Below are 19,024 nucleotides of genomic sequence, written 5' to 3'. Positions count from 1 at the left end.
CGCGCTAGCCGGCAAACTGCGCCAGCACCCGCTCACGAATGGCCGGCCGGATATTCGACTGCGCCATATTGCCTTGATAATGCGCGACCACGCGCGGGTTCATCACGCGAAACCACAATGGCGGCACGTACGCGAGCATGATCATCGTCGCGTAACCGGAGGGTAATTGCGGCGCGCCGTCGAAATGACGCAGTGCCTGATAAGAGCGCGTCGGATTCGCATGATGGTCGGCATGACGCTGCAACTGGTACAGAAACAGATTCGTCACGATGCGATTGCTGTTCCATGAGTGCTGCGGCTGGCAACGCTCATAACGGCCGCTGGCGAGCTGTTTGCGGCCGAGCCCGTAGTGCTCCAGATAATTGACCACTTCGAGCAACGAAGCGCCATACACCGCCTGAATCAGCAGAAACGGAATCACCGTTTTGCCGAACAGCACGACCATCGCGCCCCACAGCAGTGCCGTCATCGCCCACGAATGCAGGACTTCATTGCGCCACGTCCAGGGCGACTTGCCAAGACGTTCGAGCCGATGCTTCTCCAGGCGCCACGCCGACGCGATGCTGCCGAATACCGTGCGCGGCAGAAAACGCCAGAACGATTCACCGTAGCGCGCACTCGCCGGATCGGGCGGAGTTGCCACGCGCACATGGTGTCCACGATTGTGTTCGACGAAGAAATGACCGTAAGCGACCGGCGCCAGCGTGATCTTGGCGAGCCATCTCTCGAAGCCGTCGGTTTTGTGGCCGAGTTCGTGCGCGGTGTTGATCGACACGCCGGTCGCGGCGCCCAGCGAGAGCGCGAAACCGAGATAGTCGTACCACGTCAGAGCATGCGTGCCGACGATCCACAGTGAGCCGAAGAACGACACATATTCGATGAAGGTGGCGAGATACACGACACGGCGGTAATAGCGCTCCCGTTCGAGCCGGGGAACGACGTCTTCCGGCGGATTGCTTGGATCGTCGCCGATCAGATAGTCGAGCACCGGAATAATGCCGAACACGAAAATCGGCCCGAACCACCAGAAGATATGCCAGCCAGTCTGCAACGCCAGATTGGCGGCATGCAGCGGCAAGGTGATGGTGAGCGCACCGAGCAGCCACAAATAGCGCTTGCCGTCGACCCAGCGGGCGGGGGTCGCTTGCGATGTTGCCATTGTCTCCCTCCTTGTTTTATGTCGCCCGGCGGCAGCACGCTGTGCGCTTGCGAGCCAGTACGCATGTCGGCGGGACGCGCCCGACCCCCAGATTTATATGGCCTGAGCGGTGGGATAGCCAAGGAATTGGCCCAGGTGGGAGGCTCCAAACAAAGGGGCACTGAGCGCGGCAGGAAGGATGGGCGTCGAGCGGGTGAATGAAACGGGCGTTTGCTGGCTTGCTGCAGCGCACCTCAGGGTGCAGGCTTCGTGATCAGTCGGAGTCCCCAAATGGTGAACCCCGCATTGAAGTGAGCTCCGGTCTCAACCACAAACAAAAACGGCGGCCCGCAGGCCGCCGTCCACTAGGCACACAACACCATCAAGCTGTCGCTTCAGTTTCTGCTTCGCTCACCACTTCATCCACATCGCTGCTGCGGATCAGGTGATCGAACGCGGAAAGCGACGCCTTCGCCCCTTCGCCTACGGCAATCACGATCTGCTTGAACGGAACCGTGGTCACGTCGCCGGCCGCGAACACGCCCGGCACCGACGTCGCGCCGCGCGCATCGACGACGATCTCGCCATGTTTCGACAACTCGACCGTGCCCTTCAGCCATTCGGTGTTCGGCACAAGGCCGATCTGCACGAACACGCCTTCGAGTTCAATGCTCTTCGTTTCGCCCGAGCGCAGGTCCTTGTAGACCAGACCGTTGACCTTCTTGCCGTCGCCGGTGATTTCCGTGGTCTGTGCCTGCGTCACGATCGTCACGTTGGCGAGACTGCGCAGCTTGCGTTGCAGCACTTCGTCGGCACGCAGTTGCGCGCCGAATTCGAACAGCGTCACTTCACGCACCAGACCCGCGAGATCGATCGCCGCTTCGACGCCCGAGTTGCCGCCGCCGATCACCGCCACGCGCTTGCCCTTGAACAGCGGACCATCGCAGTGCGGGCAGTACGCCACGCCGTGGTTACGGTACTCGCGCTCGCCCGGCACGTTGATTTCGCGCCAACGCGCGCCGGTTGCCAGAATGATCGTCTTTGCCTTCAGCACCGCGCCATTCGCCAGACGCACCTCGTTGATGCGGCCCGGGATCAGCGCTTCGGCGCGCTGCACGTCCATGATGTCGACTTCGTAGCTCTTCACGTGCTGTTCGAGCGCCATCGCGAACTTCGGTCCTTCGGTTTCCGTGACGGAGACGAAATTCTCGATCGCCAGCGTGTCGAGCACCTGGCCGCCAAAGCGCTCAGCCACCACACCCGTGGCAATGCCCTTACGCGCCGAGTAAATTGCCGCGGCCGCGCCTGCAGGACCGCCGCCGACGATCAGCGTATCGAACACCGGCTTCTTTTCCAGTTCCTTCGCAGCACGCGCACCGGCATTGGTGTCGAGCTTGGCGAGGATTTCCTTCACACCGCTGCGGCCCTGGCCGAACACTTCGCCGTTCATGAACATGGTCGGTACCGCCATGATCTGGCGCGCTTCGACTTCGTTCTGGAACAGCGCGCCGTCGATCGCCACGTGGCGGATGCGCGGGTTGAGCAGCGCCATCACGTTCAGCGCCTGGACGACTTCCGGGCAGTTCTGGCATGACAGCGAAAAATACGTTTCGAATTGATAGTCGCCGTCGAGATTGCGGATCTGTTCGATCACCGCGTCGTCGAGTTTGACCGGATGGCCGCCGACCTGCAACAGCGCGAGGACGAGCGACGTGAATTCATGCCCCATCGGAATACCGGCGAAACGGATGCCCGTTTCCTTACCCGGCTCGCCGATCGAAAACGACGGCTTGCGCTCGCTGTCGCCGCGACGTTCGATCACGGTGACGCGTTCCGACAACGTCGCGATATCGTTCAGCAACGCCAGCAGCTCTTGCGATTTCGCGCTGTCGTCGAGCGAGGCGACGATCTCGATAGGTCTGCTAACCTTCTCGAGGTAGGATTTCAACTGAGTCTTGAGATTGGCGTCCAGCATGGCTTTCGATTCCGTGACGAGGGGTGTTGGGTCCCGGCGCCGCGCGCATCCGGATAGGAAACGCGCAGCCCGGGAGCGTGCGAACCGCGGTAAGACGCGGTCCGCACGGCGATGCACCGTGAGGCGCTTACTGCGAGAGGCCTGTAGACCTTAGATCTTGCCGATCAGGTCGAGCGACGGCGTCAGCGTTTCTGCGCCCGGCGTCCACTTGGCGGGGCAAACTTCACCCGGGTGAGCCGCGATGTATTGCGCAGCTTGCACCTTGCGCAGCAGTTCGCCAGCGTCACGGCCAATGCCGTTGTCGTGGATTTCGGCCAGCTTGATCTCGCCTTCCGGGTTGATCACGAACGTGCCGCGCAGTGCCAGACCTTCTTCCTCGATCAGCACGTCGAAGTTGCGCGAGATGGCCAGCGTCGGGTCAGCCAGCATCGGGTACTTGATCTTCTGGATCGTGTCCGACGTGTCGTGCCATGCCTTGTGCGTGAAATGCGTATCGGTCGACACGCTGTAGATTTCGACGCCGAGCTTCTTGAATTCGGCGTAACGATCGGCCAGGTCGCCCAGTTCGGTCGGGCACACGAAGGTGAAGTCAGCCGGGTAGAAAACGAAAACCGACCACTTGCCCTTCAGGCTTTCTTCAGTGACGGTCTGGAAATCGCCGTTGTGATAAGCCTGTGCCTTAAACGGTTTGACTTGACTGTTGATGATCGGCATTTACTGAGTCCTCTTTCTGGGTGGTTGGAAAGTGGAGTCAGTATGTCAGACACCGCTTAATAGGTAAAGTGGTGTGTTTAAATTATTTTGATAGTTTATTACTATTTGAATGGCTACCGGCGGCTATTGCACCGCATCAATCCCCCGGTAAATCCTTCATGAGCCGCCAGAGGGTGGTGCGGCCGATTCCCAGCGCCCGGCTTGCTGCGGCGCGGTTGCCGCCGGCCTGTTCGAGGGCGCGTTTGAGGTCCCCGGGGGTGGGTGAACCCCGGACCGGAGCATCGCCGGTGAGCAGGGCATGATCCATGGTGCCGTCCCCGTCTGCGGCCACCTGACGCATCCGCCCGAACTCGGGAAACACTGCTTGCAGGTCCTGCCATTCCTCGCCGGCCGAATTGTTCAGATAAATGGCGGCGCGCGCGAGCAGATTTTCCAGCTCCCGCACATTGCCAGGCCATGCATAGTGCTCGAACAGGGGCGTGAGAAAGGTCAGCACCCGCTCGAGCGCGGCCTCCGATAGCCCATATTGGAGCGCGCTGCGCTCCAGCACGTGCCGCGCCAGCTGCGCAATATCGCCGCGCCTTTCGCGCAGCGGCGGCAACGCTATCTGAAGCAGATTCAGCCGAAAATACAGATCAGCGCGAAACACGCCCTGCGCGACCAGCGCGTGCAGATCGCGATGTGTGGCGGCAATCACCCGCACGTCGACAGGCGTCGCGCGCCCGGCGCCGAGCTTCATCACTTCACGCTCCTGCAGCACGCGCAGCAGCCGGCTTTGCAGCGCCGCCGGCATCTCGCCGATTTCGTCGAGAAAAATCGTGCCGGTATGGGCGATTTCGAAGAGGCCCGGCTTGCCGCCACGGCGCGCGCCGGTGAACGCCCCTTCCTCATGGCCGAACAATTCGCTTTCGATCAGCCCTTCGGGGAGCGCCGCGCAGTTGAAGGCAACGAACGGGTTGCCGCGCCGCCGGCTGGCATTGTGGATACCCTGTGCGACCAGTTCCTTGCCGGTGCCGCTTTCGCCGCTCAACAGCACGGTAGCATCGTGAGCCGCACCCGCGCGGGCGAGCCGCCGCACCCGTTCGAGCGCCGGCGAGTTGCCGACCAGATCGTCCAGATGGTGCCGCGCGACCAGATGTTTGGGCCGCTGACTGGTGCGCAGCGAGCGGTCGATCCGCTGCGCAAACAGCGCGTCCTGCACCGTAAGCACCGAGCCCGAGCGCAGGCCCTGCTCGACGATCGGCATACAGTTGACGATCAGCGCGCGGCCGCCGATCTGCTCGATACGCTCCTCGACCGGCATGCCATGTTCGAGTGTCTCGCGCAGCAATGGGCCAACAGTGCGTGTCAATTGCGCCGCAACGTCCTGTTCGCGGTCGAGGCCGAGCAGATCCAGCATTGCCGGATTGATTGCTTCGAGTTGGCCGGCATCGTCGAAGGCGGCCACACCGTCGCGCAGATGGGCGACGATCGTATTCAGGCGCACCCGCTTCGATTCCTTCTGGCGGCTCACGCGGGCCAGTTCGACCGAGCGCTCGAACGCTTCTTCGACCGCGCCGAGCGAGTACAGAAAGACACTCTCCATACCGGCTTGCTGGGCGAAATCGCAGGCCATGCCAGGGCCGATGATTACGCTGCAACCTTCGGCCGCCAGATTCGCGACCGCCAGCCGCACTTCGTCGATCGAGCGATAGGCGCGCTGCTTCAGACCGATGTTCAGCCACGCGCGCAGGTCCGCGAGTTCGTGCGAGATGGTTTCATGCAGGACGAGGCCGATCTGCGCGCGCGGCCAGTTCGTGGTGGCCCGGGTGATCGCGCTCAGCACGTCGAAACCGTTCACCTTGACCATCACCACCGGGACGCTCAGGTTGTCGCGCAGGTAGGCGCCGTTCGATCCGGCGGCCAGTACGACATCGACCGAACCAGCGTCCACATAGGCCTGCAGGGCCGTAACGGCAGCGCCGTAGCCTTCACGGACCGAAAAAAACCTGGCGCGATCGGCATAACGCGGCGCGACCGTCTCGCAAACCGATTGCAAGCGGCTGATACTGACCAGAGCAACACCTGGGAGGCCCGGCTGAGGACTGGCAAGAGACGACGTGAAAATAGACACTGCAGCGCTCCGTTCACAACTGGAACGTTCCATGAAACGTTTCATGGAACACACCAACATTCTGCCATGAACCGAGCCGCTGCTGCCGCTCAGCCTAAGCTACTGATTGTTCGGCATTAATTCTGAGACCCCGCGAATGGCATGGTTCCTGCGGAGTCAGTCCGAGCTTCTATCACTTACTTCCCATCTGGAGACACACCGCCATGAGCATTTCCGCCACCCGCCGCGCCGCCTTCCGCGCCAAAGTCAACCAACGCCAGGGCCTCCTCGTGCCGGGCGCCTTCAACGCGATGAGCGCACGCGTGATCGAGGACGCCGGCTTCGAAGCGATTTACATCACGGGCGCAGGCGTCACCAACATGTCGCTCGGACTGCCCGATCTCGGCTTCATTGGCCTCGCCGAAGTCGCCGAGCATTGCGCGCGGATTCGCGACGCCGTTGCCCTGCCGCTGATCGTCGACGCCGACACCGGCTTCGGCAACGCACTGAACGTACGCCAGACCGTGCGCGTGCTCGAGCGCAGCGGCGCCGACGTGATCCAGTTCGAGGACCAGATCATGCCGAAGAAATGCGGCCACTTCGCCGGCAAGGAAGTCGTCAGCACGAGCGAAATGGTCGGCAAGATCCGCGCGGCTGTTGACGCCCGCGAAGACGGCAATCTGCAGATCATGGCGCGCACCGACGCGGCCGCAGTCCACGGCATTGAAGACGCGATCGAACGTGGTCAACGTTTTATCGAAGCCGGTGCGGACATTCTGTTTATCGAAGCAACCGAATCGCTCGCCGACATCGAGCGCCTTCCAGGACTGTTCGACAAGCCGCAACTGATCAACATCGTGATCGGCGGCAAGACGCCTGTGCAATCGCGTGAAGCGCTCGCCAAACTCGGCTACGGCATCGTGCTGTACGCAAACGCGGCGCTGCAAGGCGCGGTGCTCGGCATGCAGCGCGCGCTCGGCACATTGAAGAGCAACGGCCGCCTCGATGAAGACGCTACGCTGGTCGCGCCGTTCAGCGAACGCCAGCGCCTCGTGAATAAACCGCTGTACGACAAGCTCGACAAGGAATACGCGGCGAAGGATTGAGCTGCATAGACAGCGCGCAGACCCCGCGCGGATGCCGCGCGGATCCATTCCAACCAGAACAACCGGAACAACCGGAAACCAGGAGACCCGATGTCCAGCGCCCCCGACACGAGCCGCGAGCACGGCATTGATACGGTTAATACTGCCGCGCGGCCGCGGATTCGCTCGATTGTCGGCGGCCTCGCCGGCAATCTGATCGAGTGGTACGACTTTCTCGCGTACAGCATTTTCTCGATCTACTTCGCGAACTCGTTTTTCCCCAGCGACAAACCGACCGTGCAACTGATGAACACCGCGGCGATCGCGGCAGTCGGTTATATCGCGCGTCCGGTGGGTAGCTGGCTGATCGGACTGTATGCCGACAAGCGCGGCCGTAAATCCGCGCTGACCGGTTCGGTGCTGGCGATGTGCGTCGGCTCCCTGATGATCGCGCTCACCCCGGGTTACGCGACGATCGGCGTATTCGCGCCGATCGTGCTGATTTTCGCGCGTCTGCTGCAAGGCCTGAGCATGGGGGGCGAATACGGCACGAGCGCGACCTACCTGAGCGAAATCGCACCGGAAAACCGGCGCGGTTTCTATCTCGGCTTTCTTCAGGTCAGCGTGGTGGCCGGGCAGTTATGCGCGCTGGCGCTGATGCTGGTGATGCAGCGCTGGCTGCTGAGCGCCCAGCAGATCGAGGCGTGGGGCTGGCGCATTCCATTCGTGATCGGCGGCGCGCTCGCGCTCTTCGCGCTGTATATGCGCCGCAACGTGACCGAAACCGAAGCGTTCGCGCAGAGCAGGCGGCAGCCCGGACCGTCGGTCGCGCAGGAGATGTGGCAGCATCGGCGGCAGATCGCGCAGGCCATCGGCATCACGGTAGGCGGCACCGTCGCGTTCTATACGTACACGGTGTATATGCAGAAGTTCCTGGTCAACTCGGTCGGGCTCAGCAAGGAAAGCTCGACCTTCATATCCGCGGCGGCACTGCTGCTCTATATGCCCTTGCAACCGCTGTTCGGCCTCGCGTCCGATGTGTTCGGGCGGCGCCCCGTGCTGATCTGCTTCGGCCTGTGCTGCACGCTGTTTTCGGTGCCGCTCTTCACCGTGCTGAGCCACACCAAAGACCCGTTCGTCGCGTTCGCGCTGTCATTCGCAGGGCTCGTCATGCTGAGCGGCTTTACGTCCGTTCACATGCTGGCGAAGACCGAACTGTTTCCGGCACGCATCCGCGCGCTCGCCGTCGGCTTGCCTTATGCGCTGACCACTGCGATCCTCGGAGGTACGACCGAGTTTGTTGCGTTACGATTCAAGGCTAGCGGCCATGAGTCATATTTCTACTGGTACGTCACCGTATGGGCTGCGATCTCGTTGATTGTCTATATACGGATGCCGGAAACACGTTTTCGAAAGGTAGTCGCAAAAACATGAAGTCAACACGCACTCTGAGTACGCGCCGGCACGCCGGCGGCGTCAGCGAATCCACACGCGGTGCGATGAGGAAGACCCCATGACCGGCGGTGGCGCACGCAATTCGCACGTCGGCTGGCTGCCGTACATCGTGGCCGCCACCTTCTTCATGGAGTATCTCGACACCACGGTGATCGCGACAGCGCTGCCGCAGATGGCGCACTCGTTCGGCGTCGGACCGAACAGCTTGAGTCTGGGCATGACGGCCTATATGCTGGCGCTGGCGATTTTCATCCCGGTTAGCGGCTGGGTTGCCGACCGCTGCGGCTCGCGCACGGTGTTCTTCAGCGCGATCGGCGTGTTCACGGTGGCTTCGGTGTTGTGCGGCTTGTCGCAGAACGTGGCCGAATTTACGGCCGCACGGCTGCTGCAAGGCATGGGCGGCGCGATGATGGTGCCGGTCGGCCGCCTGATCGTGGTCCGCAGTACGGAGAAGAGCCGCATGATGCAGGCGATCTCGACCATCACATGGCCGGCGATTGCCGCGCCGGTGATCGGGCCGCCGGTGGGCGGCTTCATCACCACGTATGCGAACTGGCGCTGGATCTTTCTGTTGAACGTGCCGTTCGGTCTGGCCGCAATGGCCATTGCGCTCGCGCTGGTGCCTAACCTGCGCGGCACCGAACGCAAACCGCTCGACGTCGTCGGACTCCTGCTGAGCGCCACCACGCTGACGGCGATCCTGTACGGCGCTGAACTGGCGAGCCAGCCCGGCGAGAATCCCTGGGTGGCCGGCGCGGTCATCCTCGGCGGCTTGTTGATGGGCGTGCTGGCGTTCCAGCATGCGAAACGTCACCCGCATCCGCTGATCGACGTCTCCACGCTGAAAATCCCGACTTTTTCCGTGACGGTGGTTACCGGTTCGTTCACCCGCATCGGCATTGGCGCGGTGCCGTATCTGATGCCGCTGCTGTTCCAGGTGGGTTTCGGCTTGTCGGCGTTCAAGTCGGGCCTGCTGTTGCTCGCGAGCGCGCTCGGCAATCTCGGCATGAAGGCACTGACCACTCGCATCCTGCAACGCTATGGTTTCCGCATGGTGTCGATTATCGACGTGACGGTGGCCGGCATTTTCATCATTGCCTGCGGGCTGCTGACGCCGAACGTGCCGCTCGTGCTGGTGTTGTTCGTCGTGTTCATTTACGGCGTGGCGCGCTCGATGCAATTCTCGACGCTTGCCACGCTCGCCTACGCCGACGTCTCACAACCGCAGATGAGCGCGGCCAGCACGCTATGGAGCGCCGCCGCCCAGATGACGATCGGTCTGGGCATTGCCTTCGGCGCCGTTTCGTTGCGCGCGGCAGCGGTCTTCAATGGCGAGACAACCGGCCACGTCTTCACGCTGGACGATTTCCGCCTGGCGTTTCTGTTTGCCGGCGTGCTGACGCTGGTGTCCGTGACCGGTTACCTGGGCCTCGCGCGCAACGCAGGACAGAGCATTGGCGGCGGCTCACGCGGCGTCGAGGGCCCGGCGAAAAGCTGACGACTACGCGGGCCGTGAAGCGGCAATGGAAGCGTGAATAAAAACGTAAATAGAAACGTAAAGAGAAACCACGCTGCCCTGCCGGCGCTGCTTCCTTTGATTGCTTAACCAGAACAGGCGGAGAGACGCGGTGCTAGCGAACGAGCTGACAATTTCAAACAACAAGGCCGATCTCGACATCGAGATGGTCTATGCGTTCCTCTCCCAGCAGACCCCATGGGCGAAGGGCATGCCACGTGAGACGTTCGACCGGGCGATGGCGGGCTCGCTCTGTTTCGGCGCGTATATCGAAGGCAGGCAGATCGCGTTTGCCCGCCTGATCACCGATCAGGCGACCTTCGCCTACCTGTGCGACGTCTTCGTGCTGCCGGCCTACCGCGGCAAGGGATACGCTTCGGCGTTGATGAAGCACGTATTTGCCAGCCCACAGTTGACCGGTTTGCGCCGGATCGTGCTGGTCACGACCGACGCTCACCACGTCTACGAGCCGCACGGCTTCAAAGGACTGACGACGCCGGAGCGTTATATGGAATTGCACAATCCGGACGTTTACAAGACTGCTTGAGCGAAGCGCGGGCGGCCGGGCGCCGGTCCGCGCGCGCCTGGTCCATGCCTGGTAAGCGCTTGGTCCGTGCTTGGCCCCCGTTCCGCCCGGCGCACTGAGGCCGGGCACCCCACTCGCCCAGATCCGGGCAAACAGAACGCATCCGAGCGCTTATAGCGCTTGCGGCACTGTCATCTGGACGCCACGTTCGACAGGTAATTTCCTGCGACAACATAAAGCGTCCCGACCCAATGCCACAGTCTTCCGCCGTGCGAGACAGCGACCGTCACAGCCGCGCCATAAAAGGCGGCTGTCTTGCTTAAAGCCGCCTCCGCCAGCGCGCTGCTCAACGCCTTTCTCATGGCGATGCAGATCGCCATCGGCCTGACCGCTCATTCGGACGGCCTGGTTGCGGACGGCATCCACACCTTGAGCGACCTGGTCGCCGACGGTGTCGTGCTCGTGGTATTGGTCCTGAGCACCAAAAACCTGAGCACCGCACGCCGCGAAGGAGACGGCAACGCGTCGCAAGCCGTGGCTTCGCTCTTCATCGCCGCCCTGCTGATTCTCACGGCAGCCGAAATGCTCTGGCACAGCATCGGACAAACCGCCACCTTGAACCCCAGCACGGCGATGCAAGTCTGCGCGCTCGCCGTCAGCGGATTCGTCACGATCGCCAAAGAGACGCTGTTCCACTACATGCGCGCCGAAGGCCGGCGCACCGGCTCGGCGATTCTGCTGGCAAGTGCATGGCATGCGCGCATGGATGCGGTGTCGGCACTGGTCGCGACCCTCGGCGTGGCCGGCAGCATGGCGGGGATGCCGATGCTCGACCACGTGGCCGGCGCGGCGATCGGCCTGATGATCATGCGTATGGGCTTCGTCAGCGCGCGCAGCGCATTGAAGCAATTGTCAGCGGGCGCAGCGGGACGAGCCGCCGCGCGTCACGCGGCCGAATAGCTGCAAAAATCGCGCCCCGCCCGCATTGCATTGCTTGCGCGTCAGCCGTAGGCGCGCTCGCGCATCCACTTCGTCATGATCCATTTGTCGCCGCCGAGCACCGGCGCACCGCCGTGCAAGGTCAGCGGATCGAGTTGGCGCTGGCCGTTCATATAGCGGAAATACACCGCGCCGCCTTGTCGCGCCGCAACCGACATTCCCGCTTCCGGGAAAATCGTTTCGCCGCCGTCGGGCACGTCGTTCAGATAGATCACGAGGGTCGCCACGCGCTGGCCGCCCTGCGCGGTATGGACCGCGCTGCCGGCCTGATCGGGCGGGAAATAATCGAAGTGCGGACGATATTCGCCGGTCGTGCCGTAATGAAGAATCTGCAGTCCCTCGCCGTTTTCAACCGGCCAGTTCATCAGACTCGCTATGCGCCGGTCCAGCCGCTCGATGAACGCGTCTTCCCCGCGCTGGTACCAGATGCCTTCGCTGGTGCGGTTGCGGATCACGTCTTCCTTGCCGGTGGCGGGATTGACCGTAGTCGAGCGCTTCAACCGGTGCCGCGAGCGTTCGATCATCTCGTTGCATTCTTCAGGCGACAGCACATCCGCGAACACGATCACCTGCGGCCGCTCGCAACGCATCAGCACGCGGACGTCGCGATCGTGCGCGCGGATCACATTGCCGCGCGCAACCGGCGGCGTGTCGTACTGGTAGGTTTGCGGCGCGGCTTTCGCCAGCGCGGCCTCGGTCGCACCCAGCGGCGAGCCCCCTGCGTCAACCGGGTCCTTGCCGAACGCCCTGTGCACTTCCGCGCGCGCGGCTTCCGTGGCGAAGCCGGCCTGCACCATCGCGTCGATCATCGAGTCGATGCTGCAACCGCGCGCCACATTGCTGCTCAGCCACGCTTCCCACGACGCATCCACTACCGGCATAGCATTCCCCGCTTGTTCATATCACGAAATACTGCATCAACTGGCCGGGGCATAGCAAGACTGGATGGAACGAAGCGGGTTGACCTCCGGTTGATCTCCGGCTGGTCTCCGGTTGGTCTCTTACGCGCTGCGCTGTCTGCGGCGATACAGATCGAGGCCTTTTCTTGCCTGTGCCCTGATTGCGCGCTGCACGAAAGGAGTCCAGCCGAGCAGCACACCCTTGACGCCTAAAGCCTGACGGGTCCACCGCCAAAGGTCGAACGCATCGCGATGTTCGATGATGCGGCCCTCGCGAAACCTGAAGCGGGCGTCGATACGGTTGACCACCGTGCGGCCTGTCTGACTGAAAGTGTAACGGGCCACCCAGTGAGCGCGGCCATTGTGCTCATCGGCTTCGACGCCGTCGAACGTCAGCGAGAAATCCTGCGCCCGCGCCACCAGCATGCGCCACATATCGCGCGCCTCTTCGCCGCGCAGCTCGCCAAAGGCCGGATCGCTGAAGACCACGTCGTCGGCGTAGCAGGCGGCCATGGTGTCGGCATCGCGCTGCTGGAACGCGGTGTAAAAACGCTCGATCAGTTCGGTATTGAGATGGCTCATTTGAGATGGCTCATTTCTTGTGCTGATGCGTTGCCGGCCGTGGAGACGACCTGGAAAGGAGCGCGCACCAGGACTTGAGCGCGCGCAGGCAGCACACGATAGCGGAAAACGGCGCGGCCGGGGTATTACAGACCAGGCGGCACAACCTAGCCATTCGAGGCGGTTCCGCCCACCCGCACTGCATCGCTCCCGCGACCCAGCACCCAGATTCCCGCCGCGCTCGCCACCGCCATCGCGCCCGCCACGGCAAGCGCCGCGGCAAAGCCGCTGGCAAAGCTCGCGTGCGCGGCCGATACCAACGCGATCCGCAACCCGGGCGGCAGATGCGCGGTGGCCTGGGCCATATCGCCCGCCAGCACACGCGACATGAACCCCGAGTCGAGTGCGGCTCCGACTTCAGGCGTCATGGGGATGCCGGCCACGAACGCCGTGTGCGTGCGGGCTGCGAGCACCGCACCCAGCACCCCCACCGAGCTCACGATCGCCGTGAAGCGCGTGGTCGTGCTGATACCCGAGGCCATGCCGGTTCGGTCCGGCGGCACGCAAGCCATGATGGCCTTCTGCGTGTCGCCATTCATGATCCCCGCGCCGAGTCCTGTCACGACCATGCCAAGCGCCACTAACGCATAGCTCGAGTCGCCCGCGACCCACGCCGTCAGCAGATTGCCGGCCGCGATCAGCACCAGCCCGGCCGACAGCAAGGCCATGCCCGGCAAGCGCCTCGCGAGCAGCGCGCCGATGTACGGCCCGAGCACCATCGCCAGCGCGAACGGCAGCATGCCGACGCCCGCCATCACCGCCGACAGGCCGAAGGCGTTCTGCAGGTACAGCGGCAGGAACGTCATCATCACCTGCGCGCAAGCGGCATAGCCGAACATAGCGAGCACGGCGGCGACAAAGCGCGACTGGCGGAACAGCGCAAGGTCGACCATCGCATGCGCCCGCACGCGTTGCACCTGAATGAATGCGCCGAACAACAGCGCGCATGCCGCCAATCTCGCACCCGTTGTCCAGCTCGCGAGCCCATCGGTCGGCACCTCGATCAGCGCCCAGATGCCGAGCGCGAGCGCCAGACCGAACAGAATGCCGCCGGCGGCGTCGAGTGGACCGGGGGTGGGATTGCGCGACTCGCGAATCGAGCGTGACGCGCACCACGCAAGCACCGCACATACCGGCAGATTGAGCAGAAAGATCCAGCGCCAGCCGAGCCATTGGGTAATCACGCCGCCGACGAGCGGCGCGACCGTCGTCGCGAGACCCATGCAGGTTCCCCAGACGGCCCATGCGCGCACACGCGCGGGACCTTCGTGGAAGGTGTTGGCGATCACGGCGAGCGCCGCGGTGAGCAGCATCGCGGCGCCGACGCCCTTGACCGCGCGCGCCACGTTCAGCATGGCGGCCGATGGCGCCACGCCACACCCCAGCGACGCGAGGAAGAACACCGCGAGCCCGAGCAACAGCATGCGCTTGCGGCCGACCCGATCGGCCAGGCCGCCGGCGGGCAGCAGGCATGCGGCGAACGCGACCATATAGGCGCTGACCACCCATTCGACAGCGGCGAAACTCGCGTGAAACGAGCGTGCGATCGACGGCAGGGAAACGGCCACGACATTGGTATCGAGAACGATCAGCGCACAGGTCGCCGAGGCGGTGGCCAGCACAAATGCGGGGTTGACAGGTTTTGCGCCTGTTGGGTTCGACGGCTGCGTGCGCAGTGCGGAACGGGAGGACGGAGATGGCATACAGGCGGGTGGAGTCGAATCGAAGTGTTTCGATGGTAGCCACGCAGCTATTGCCTGTCATTGGCATAAAATCACAGAATAATTAGCTGCATTGGAAATACTGAAAGCCATGCGAAAACTCGAACTCCGCCATATTCATGCATTTGTCTGCGTCGCGAAGCATCTGCACTTCTCCCGCGCGGCGGAGGAACTGGACATCGCGGCGCCGTCGCTGACCAAGCTGATTCAGGAAGCCGAACGGCTGCTCGGCGTGCGCCTCTTTCACCGCACCAAGCGCTCGGTGGCATTGAGTGCGGCAGGCAGCGCCTACCTCGCCGAAGCAATCAGCGCGCTCGGCCACCTCGCGCGCGGCGAAGAGCGTGCGATTCTCGCCGAGCGCGGCGAACTGGGCCGGATCGAAATCGGCTATGTCGCTTCGGCGGCCTATGCCGGCGTATTGCAGCGGGCGGTCAGCGGCTTTCGCGCCCGCTATGCGAGCGTCGATGTGTCGATTCGCGAGGTGCCGATGGACGGCGCGGCCGGGATGCTGCGCGACGGCCTGCTCGACGCAGCCTACGTGCGCCCGCCGATGCCGCTCGTCGAGGGCATTCAGTCAAGCACCGTGCACCGCGATACCTTCGTCCTCGCGCTGCCGGAAAATTCCGCGCTGGCCGGCTCGCCGACGGTTAAACCTGCGCACCTGCACGACCAGTGTTTTGTTCTGCCGGAACAGGAATCCGGCACCTTCGAAGTCGCGCGGCGCGGGCGTTTTTCGCCGCGGCTCGGGCCACGTCCCGGCACACTCGCCGCGGTGCTGGCATGCGTATCGCTTGGCGGCAATGTCGCGGTCGTACCGCATACGCTGGCCGGATGCATCACCTTGCCGGGCGTTGTGTACCGGAATATCGCCGGCAAGCCGATCGCCTCGGAAATCGCTCTTGCCTTCCGAAAATTCGAACGGGCGCCTGCCGTGCGGGCCTTTCTCGAGTTTGCGCGCAGCGGATAAGACCGCCTCTGCAACACTCGCGCGGCCTTTCGTTATATCCTGTCGAATATCACGGTATGCTTCGTGAAGCGCGGCGACTCGCCTGTCGCCCGCCCACGATGAAGCGAAACAAGCCAGCAGGAGCCAGCAGCGGTGCGTAATCCAGTTACAGCGCAACTTACAGCGGGACCCGCAGCGCCATCCACCTCGCGACCGATAGTGCGGTCCACCTCGCCCAATCCTTCGGGACGCGTTCCGAAGGGGCTTTCGTCGACCATTGTTGCGGTCAAGTCGGCGTCCGAACGAGGCCGCGCCGAGTTGATCCGGGATGTCGTGGATGCTTACCGGCGCCTTTATGGCAGCGTGCAGCGCTTCGTGTCGATGCTGACGGACGATCGCCTGAACTTCGCCTCGGTGGGCACCTCGGGTTCGCACTCATTGAACCAGTTGCTCTCGATCCTCGCCGAAGAGGCCAGGGCGGCGGCGTTCGTCCGCCTGCGCGAGCTGAAAGCGTCGATTGAAGAGGCGCGCTCGGCCGAGCAGCTTCGCGACGCGATTTTCTCGGACGCCTATAGCAACGATCTGGCCGCGTTGCGCAAGGTGGTAGCGGAACTCGAACGGCTCGACACAGCCTTTATCGGCCTGTGCGTCGGGCACGTGCTGGATCGCCATAGCCACACATGAACGTTTTTATTTGCCCGGCGTTATATCTTTTCGAATATATCGAAAGCGACGCTTGCTTGCCGTGCGTGACGTGCATGTCGAGCACGCATGCTCAGTCAGCCTGACGCCAGAACCGGATTCGAGGTCCTCATGCACACGCCCCCGTTTCGCCTTGCTCAACCCTCGCGTCTCAAGCTGTCCAGCGACGAACTGGCCGGGACCGGCTTGCGCGCGGCCGATCCGTGCTGCACGCCCGCCAAGGCGTCGTTCTCGAACACCAAACGGCGCGCGCGCCTCGCCGAGCTCGACGGCCAACTGCATTGTTCGATCATCGGCACCTGTCTCAGCACGCATGATCTGCGCAAGCTGGTGCCTAAATTCACTACCCTCGACAGCCGGGACGCGAGCGATCTGGAGATTCATCACTCGGCGGTCGAACTCGCGATCGATGGCGGCGCGGGCGCCAAAGCCCTGCACAAGTTGCTCGACGAGCACTATGCGGCCGCGATCCGCCGCTTCGACAAAGCCACCGACGAGGTCGAACTGCAGAAGCTCTGGGACGAAGCGCTGAAAAACGGCGACATTCCACCGACTTACTGGGCATTGATGACGCATCCGTATGCGAACCTGCACGTGCGCCAGAAAGCGTTCGGCGAACTGCACATGCTGTCGCATCTGGTCGGCGCGGCGAATCGCGCGGACATCCGCAGGCTGGTTGCACTCGAAGCGGAGAACGCCGAATTGAAAGAGAAAATCGAACGGCAGCAAGCCCGTTTGCATGAAATCAGCATGCAGCGCGATGCGTCGATCGCCGCGCTCAATGAGCAGATCGCGCAGCTCACCGCGCTTGCCGCGCGCCAAACGCCGACGGACCCCACGGATCTCGAAGCCGAAGTATCCCGGCTGCGCGACAAACTGGCCGACACCGACCAGCGGGTGGCCCTGCATACCAGCCGCCGTGAGGCCGCGGAACAGCGGGTACTGCAGGAGCAAGGCGCGGCGCTCGCGTTACGCAAGAGCCACGATCAGGCGCTAGCGCTCCTCAAACTGGTGCAAAGCGAATGTGATGCACTGGAGCGCGCTACGGTGGATGCCGCCCACGCCCATGGCGCCGCCCGGACGCGGCAAGCGAGCCTTGATAGCGTACGCGGCAAACGGGTCATGTATGTAGGTGGCCGCCCCGGCTCGAATGCCGCGCTCAAGCGGCTGGTGGAAGCCGCCGGCGGTGATTTCGTGGTGCATGACGGCGGCGTGGAAGATCGCAAGGGTTTGCTTGCCGCTGCGTTGCCGGGTGCGGATATCGTCGTGTTTCCGGTGGACTGCGTCGATCACGATTCGATGACTACGCTCAAGCGGGTATGTGAGCGCCACCAGATCGACTACTACCCGTTGCGCACGGCGAGCGTGGCGAGCTTCGTCGAATTGGTGGACCGGCTGCGGCCCGAACATCTTGCCCAGTTGGGTAATCCGCCGCCTTCGGCGTTTTGCCTGCGCCACAGCTGAGTTGCCGGTGGCGAGAGGTAGTCACCAGCCGCTTACGCTTAAACCCCGGACACTGAGCCGGAAGACACTTCGCAGCTCACGGGCGAATCAGCCGGGTCAACTCGGCGATCTGTTTTGTGCAGCTTCGTTGCGCCTCGATTTCGACCTCGCGGTACAGACGAATGATGTCTTCGCCCACCGGCGTCAACGTGCAGCCGCCGCCGCTCTGACCTCCCTGCTCCGAATGGGTAGCGGGCACTTTGAGCGAGCGGTTCAACTCGTCGATCAGCAGCCACGCGCGCCGGTACGACATGCCGAGACTGCGCGCCGCCGCCGAGATCGAGCCGTATTCGCGCACAGCTTCGAGCAGTTCGACTTTGCCTGGCCCGAGCGCAACGGCGTCGCCGCTCAGAATGCGCATTCTGAAGCGCACTTCGGGGCGCGGTTTCGCGGATTTCGTGGCGGGTCTTGGTTTGGTTTTCGCGGTATCAGCCATGCGCGAAAGGATACACGAACCGCCTCGCCCTGCCACCCAGGCTAAACGGCCTTCAATGGCGGCCGGGAAAGCAATGCCCGTAGTCTTCGCAACCCGGACAACCGGGAGCCGGGCCGGGCTCAAGCCCTAGCGAAAGCGCGCGTTGCTGGGCAAGGAATTTCTTCCAGCGCAGATTGTCGACATTCAAACCGACGAGCTTCGGGAAATAACGCGTCAGCATCCAGGTGACCTCTTCGCGGCCCGCAAGACCGAGGTCACGCCACAGGTGATCGGGCCGCAGGCATGCGTGCGCGATGATCGAAGCAAGACAGTGGGCGTCGTCCGCATCGACGGTGGCGCTGGCATACGTGAACAGGAGCGCGCGCAACGTGTCGACGAATGCCGCGTGTTCGCCGGTGTCCACAGGTGGCAACGCAGACAGCGGCACAAGCGCGGGCGCATGCGCGAAGTGCCGCGCCACTAGCGCGCGCCATGCCGGCTGCGGCAAGCCCAGCAACGCAAGTTCGTCACGCACGTCGCGCACGGCAATCAGTCTGGCGAACAGTTGTGTATCGGGCGAGGCGGCGTCCGTCGCCCCAGCCAGCCACCTGGCCGTGCGCTCGGCAACCGGCTCATCGAGCGGTGTACGCAGCGGCGCGGCGCCGGGCACGGCACCTCCAACAGCAGGCGAAAGCGGTTCGTCAGGCATGGCAGTAA

17 protein-coding genes are annotated in these 19,024 nt (G+C 63.3%); 8 read left to right on the top strand and 9 right to left on the bottom strand.

Annotation, left to right across the window (positions count from 1 at the left end; genetic code table 11):
* Nucleotides 1-4: 4 nt before the first annotated feature.
* The 4 genes from GH665_RS29180 to prpR all read right to left on the bottom strand — a co-directional run bounded on the left by GH665_RS29180 (nucleotide 5) and on the right by prpR (nucleotide 5,973).
* A complete protein-coding gene (locus GH665_RS29180) occupies nucleotides 5-1,159 on the bottom strand; it encodes an alkane 1-monooxygenase (RefSeq protein ID WP_153140671.1) in 1,155 nt (384 codons plus the stop codon).
* A 361-nt stretch (nucleotides 1,160-1,520) separates the two neighbouring features.
* Nucleotides 1,521-3,113: an alkyl hydroperoxide reductase subunit F gene (gene ahpF, locus GH665_RS29175; RefSeq protein ID WP_153140670.1), complete on the bottom strand. Its 1,593-nt coding sequence runs from the start codon at nucleotides 3,111-3,113 to the stop codon at nucleotides 1,521-1,523.
* A 150-nt stretch (nucleotides 3,114-3,263) separates the two neighbouring features.
* Complete coding sequence (ahpC, locus tag GH665_RS29170) at nucleotides 3,264-3,827, bottom strand: alkyl hydroperoxide reductase subunit C (protein WP_063499251.1); 564 nt, start codon at nucleotides 3,825-3,827, stop codon at nucleotides 3,264-3,266.
* Between the two features lie 136 nt (nucleotides 3,828-3,963).
* A complete protein-coding gene (prpR, locus tag GH665_RS29165) occupies nucleotides 3,964-5,973 on the bottom strand; it encodes a propionate catabolism operon regulatory protein PrpR (RefSeq protein WP_153140669.1) in 2,010 nt (669 codons plus the stop codon).
* A gap of 170 nt (nucleotides 5,974-6,143) precedes the next feature.
* On the opposite strand from prpR, the gene GH665_RS29160 reads away from it, so the two are divergent.
* From GH665_RS29160 to GH665_RS29140, 5 genes are all read left to right on the top strand, one after another.
* Nucleotides 6,144-7,025 carry an isocitrate lyase/PEP mutase family protein gene (locus GH665_RS29160; RefSeq protein WP_153140668.1) on the top strand — a complete coding sequence of 294 codons (882 nt, stop codon included), beginning with the start codon at nucleotides 6,144-6,146 and terminating at the stop codon, nucleotides 7,023-7,025.
* A 90-nt stretch (nucleotides 7,026-7,115) separates the two neighbouring features.
* The gene (locus GH665_RS29155) at nucleotides 7,116-8,438 is read left to right on the top strand and encodes an MFS transporter (protein WP_153140667.1); all 1,323 of its coding nucleotides are present in this window, start codon (nucleotides 7,116-7,118) and stop codon (nucleotides 8,436-8,438) included.
* Between the two features lie 79 nt (nucleotides 8,439-8,517).
* A complete protein-coding gene (locus GH665_RS29150; protein WP_153140666.1) occupies nucleotides 8,518-9,957 on the top strand; it encodes an MFS transporter in 1,440 nt (479 codons plus the stop codon).
* A gap of 130 nt (nucleotides 9,958-10,087) precedes the next feature.
* Nucleotides 10,088-10,522, top strand: a complete 435-nt coding sequence (locus GH665_RS29145; protein WP_153140665.1) for a GNAT family N-acetyltransferase — start codon at nucleotides 10,088-10,090, stop codon at nucleotides 10,520-10,522.
* A 294-nt stretch (nucleotides 10,523-10,816) separates the two neighbouring features.
* Complete coding sequence (locus tag GH665_RS29140; RefSeq protein WP_153140664.1) at nucleotides 10,817-11,461, top strand: cation diffusion facilitator family transporter; 645 nt, start codon at nucleotides 10,817-10,819, stop codon at nucleotides 11,459-11,461.
* Between the two features lie 41 nt (nucleotides 11,462-11,502).
* Here the strand turns inward: GH665_RS29140 and GH665_RS29135 are convergent, their stop codons facing one another.
* From GH665_RS29135 to GH665_RS29125, 3 genes are all read right to left on the bottom strand, one after another.
* Complete coding sequence (locus tag GH665_RS29135) at nucleotides 11,503-12,381, bottom strand: 2OG-Fe(II) oxygenase (protein ID WP_153140663.1); 879 nt, start codon at nucleotides 12,379-12,381, stop codon at nucleotides 11,503-11,505.
* A gap of 120 nt (nucleotides 12,382-12,501) precedes the next feature.
* Nucleotides 12,502-12,981 carry a nuclear transport factor 2 family protein gene (locus tag GH665_RS29130; RefSeq protein WP_153140662.1) on the bottom strand — a complete coding sequence of 160 codons (480 nt, stop codon included), beginning with the start codon at nucleotides 12,979-12,981 and terminating at the stop codon, nucleotides 12,502-12,504.
* A gap of 146 nt (nucleotides 12,982-13,127) precedes the next feature.
* Nucleotides 13,128-14,723, bottom strand: a complete 1,596-nt coding sequence (locus tag GH665_RS29125; RefSeq protein WP_153140661.1) for an MFS transporter — start codon at nucleotides 14,721-14,723, stop codon at nucleotides 13,128-13,130.
* Between the two features lie 109 nt (nucleotides 14,724-14,832).
* On the opposite strand from GH665_RS29125, the gene GH665_RS29120 reads away from it, so the two are divergent.
* The 3 genes from GH665_RS29120 to GH665_RS29110 all read left to right on the top strand — a co-directional run bounded on the left by GH665_RS29120 (nucleotide 14,833) and on the right by GH665_RS29110 (nucleotide 17,853).
* The gene (locus tag GH665_RS29120; protein ID WP_153140660.1) at nucleotides 14,833-15,708 is read left to right on the top strand and encodes a LysR family transcriptional regulator; all 876 of its coding nucleotides are present in this window, start codon (nucleotides 14,833-14,835) and stop codon (nucleotides 15,706-15,708) included.
* Between the two features lie 198 nt (nucleotides 15,709-15,906).
* Nucleotides 15,907-16,371 (top strand): hypothetical protein, encoded by a 465-nt coding sequence (locus tag GH665_RS29115; RefSeq protein ID WP_246216404.1) that lies wholly within the window; start codon nucleotides 15,907-15,909, stop codon nucleotides 16,369-16,371.
* A gap of 129 nt (nucleotides 16,372-16,500) precedes the next feature.
* Nucleotides 16,501-17,853, top strand: coding sequence for a DUF2325 domain-containing protein (locus tag GH665_RS29110; protein WP_153140659.1), 1,353 nt, complete (start codon nucleotides 16,501-16,503; stop codon nucleotides 17,851-17,853).
* A gap of 76 nt (nucleotides 17,854-17,929) precedes the next feature.
* Here the strand turns inward: GH665_RS29110 and GH665_RS29105 are convergent, their stop codons facing one another.
* Both GH665_RS29105 and GH665_RS29100 read right to left on the bottom strand, forming a co-directional pair.
* A complete protein-coding gene (locus tag GH665_RS29105; RefSeq protein WP_153140658.1) occupies nucleotides 17,930-18,253 on the bottom strand; it encodes a winged helix-turn-helix domain-containing protein in 324 nt (107 codons plus the stop codon).
* Nucleotides 18,254-18,380: 127 nt separating this feature from the next.
* Nucleotides 18,381-19,016 carry a nitrogen fixation protein NifQ gene (locus GH665_RS29100; protein WP_153140657.1) on the bottom strand — a complete coding sequence of 212 codons (636 nt, stop codon included), beginning with the start codon at nucleotides 19,014-19,016 and terminating at the stop codon, nucleotides 18,381-18,383.
* Nucleotides 19,017-19,024: the final 8 nt, after the last annotated feature.

Origin of the sequence: Paraburkholderia agricolaris (assembly GCF_009455635.1) — a bacterium.
GTDB classification, from domain to species: Bacteria; Pseudomonadota; Gammaproteobacteria; order Burkholderiales; family Burkholderiaceae; genus Paraburkholderia; species Paraburkholderia agricolaris.
Note: the sequence above shows the minus strand (reverse complement) of the source record. Positions and strands in the feature narration are given on the sequence as shown.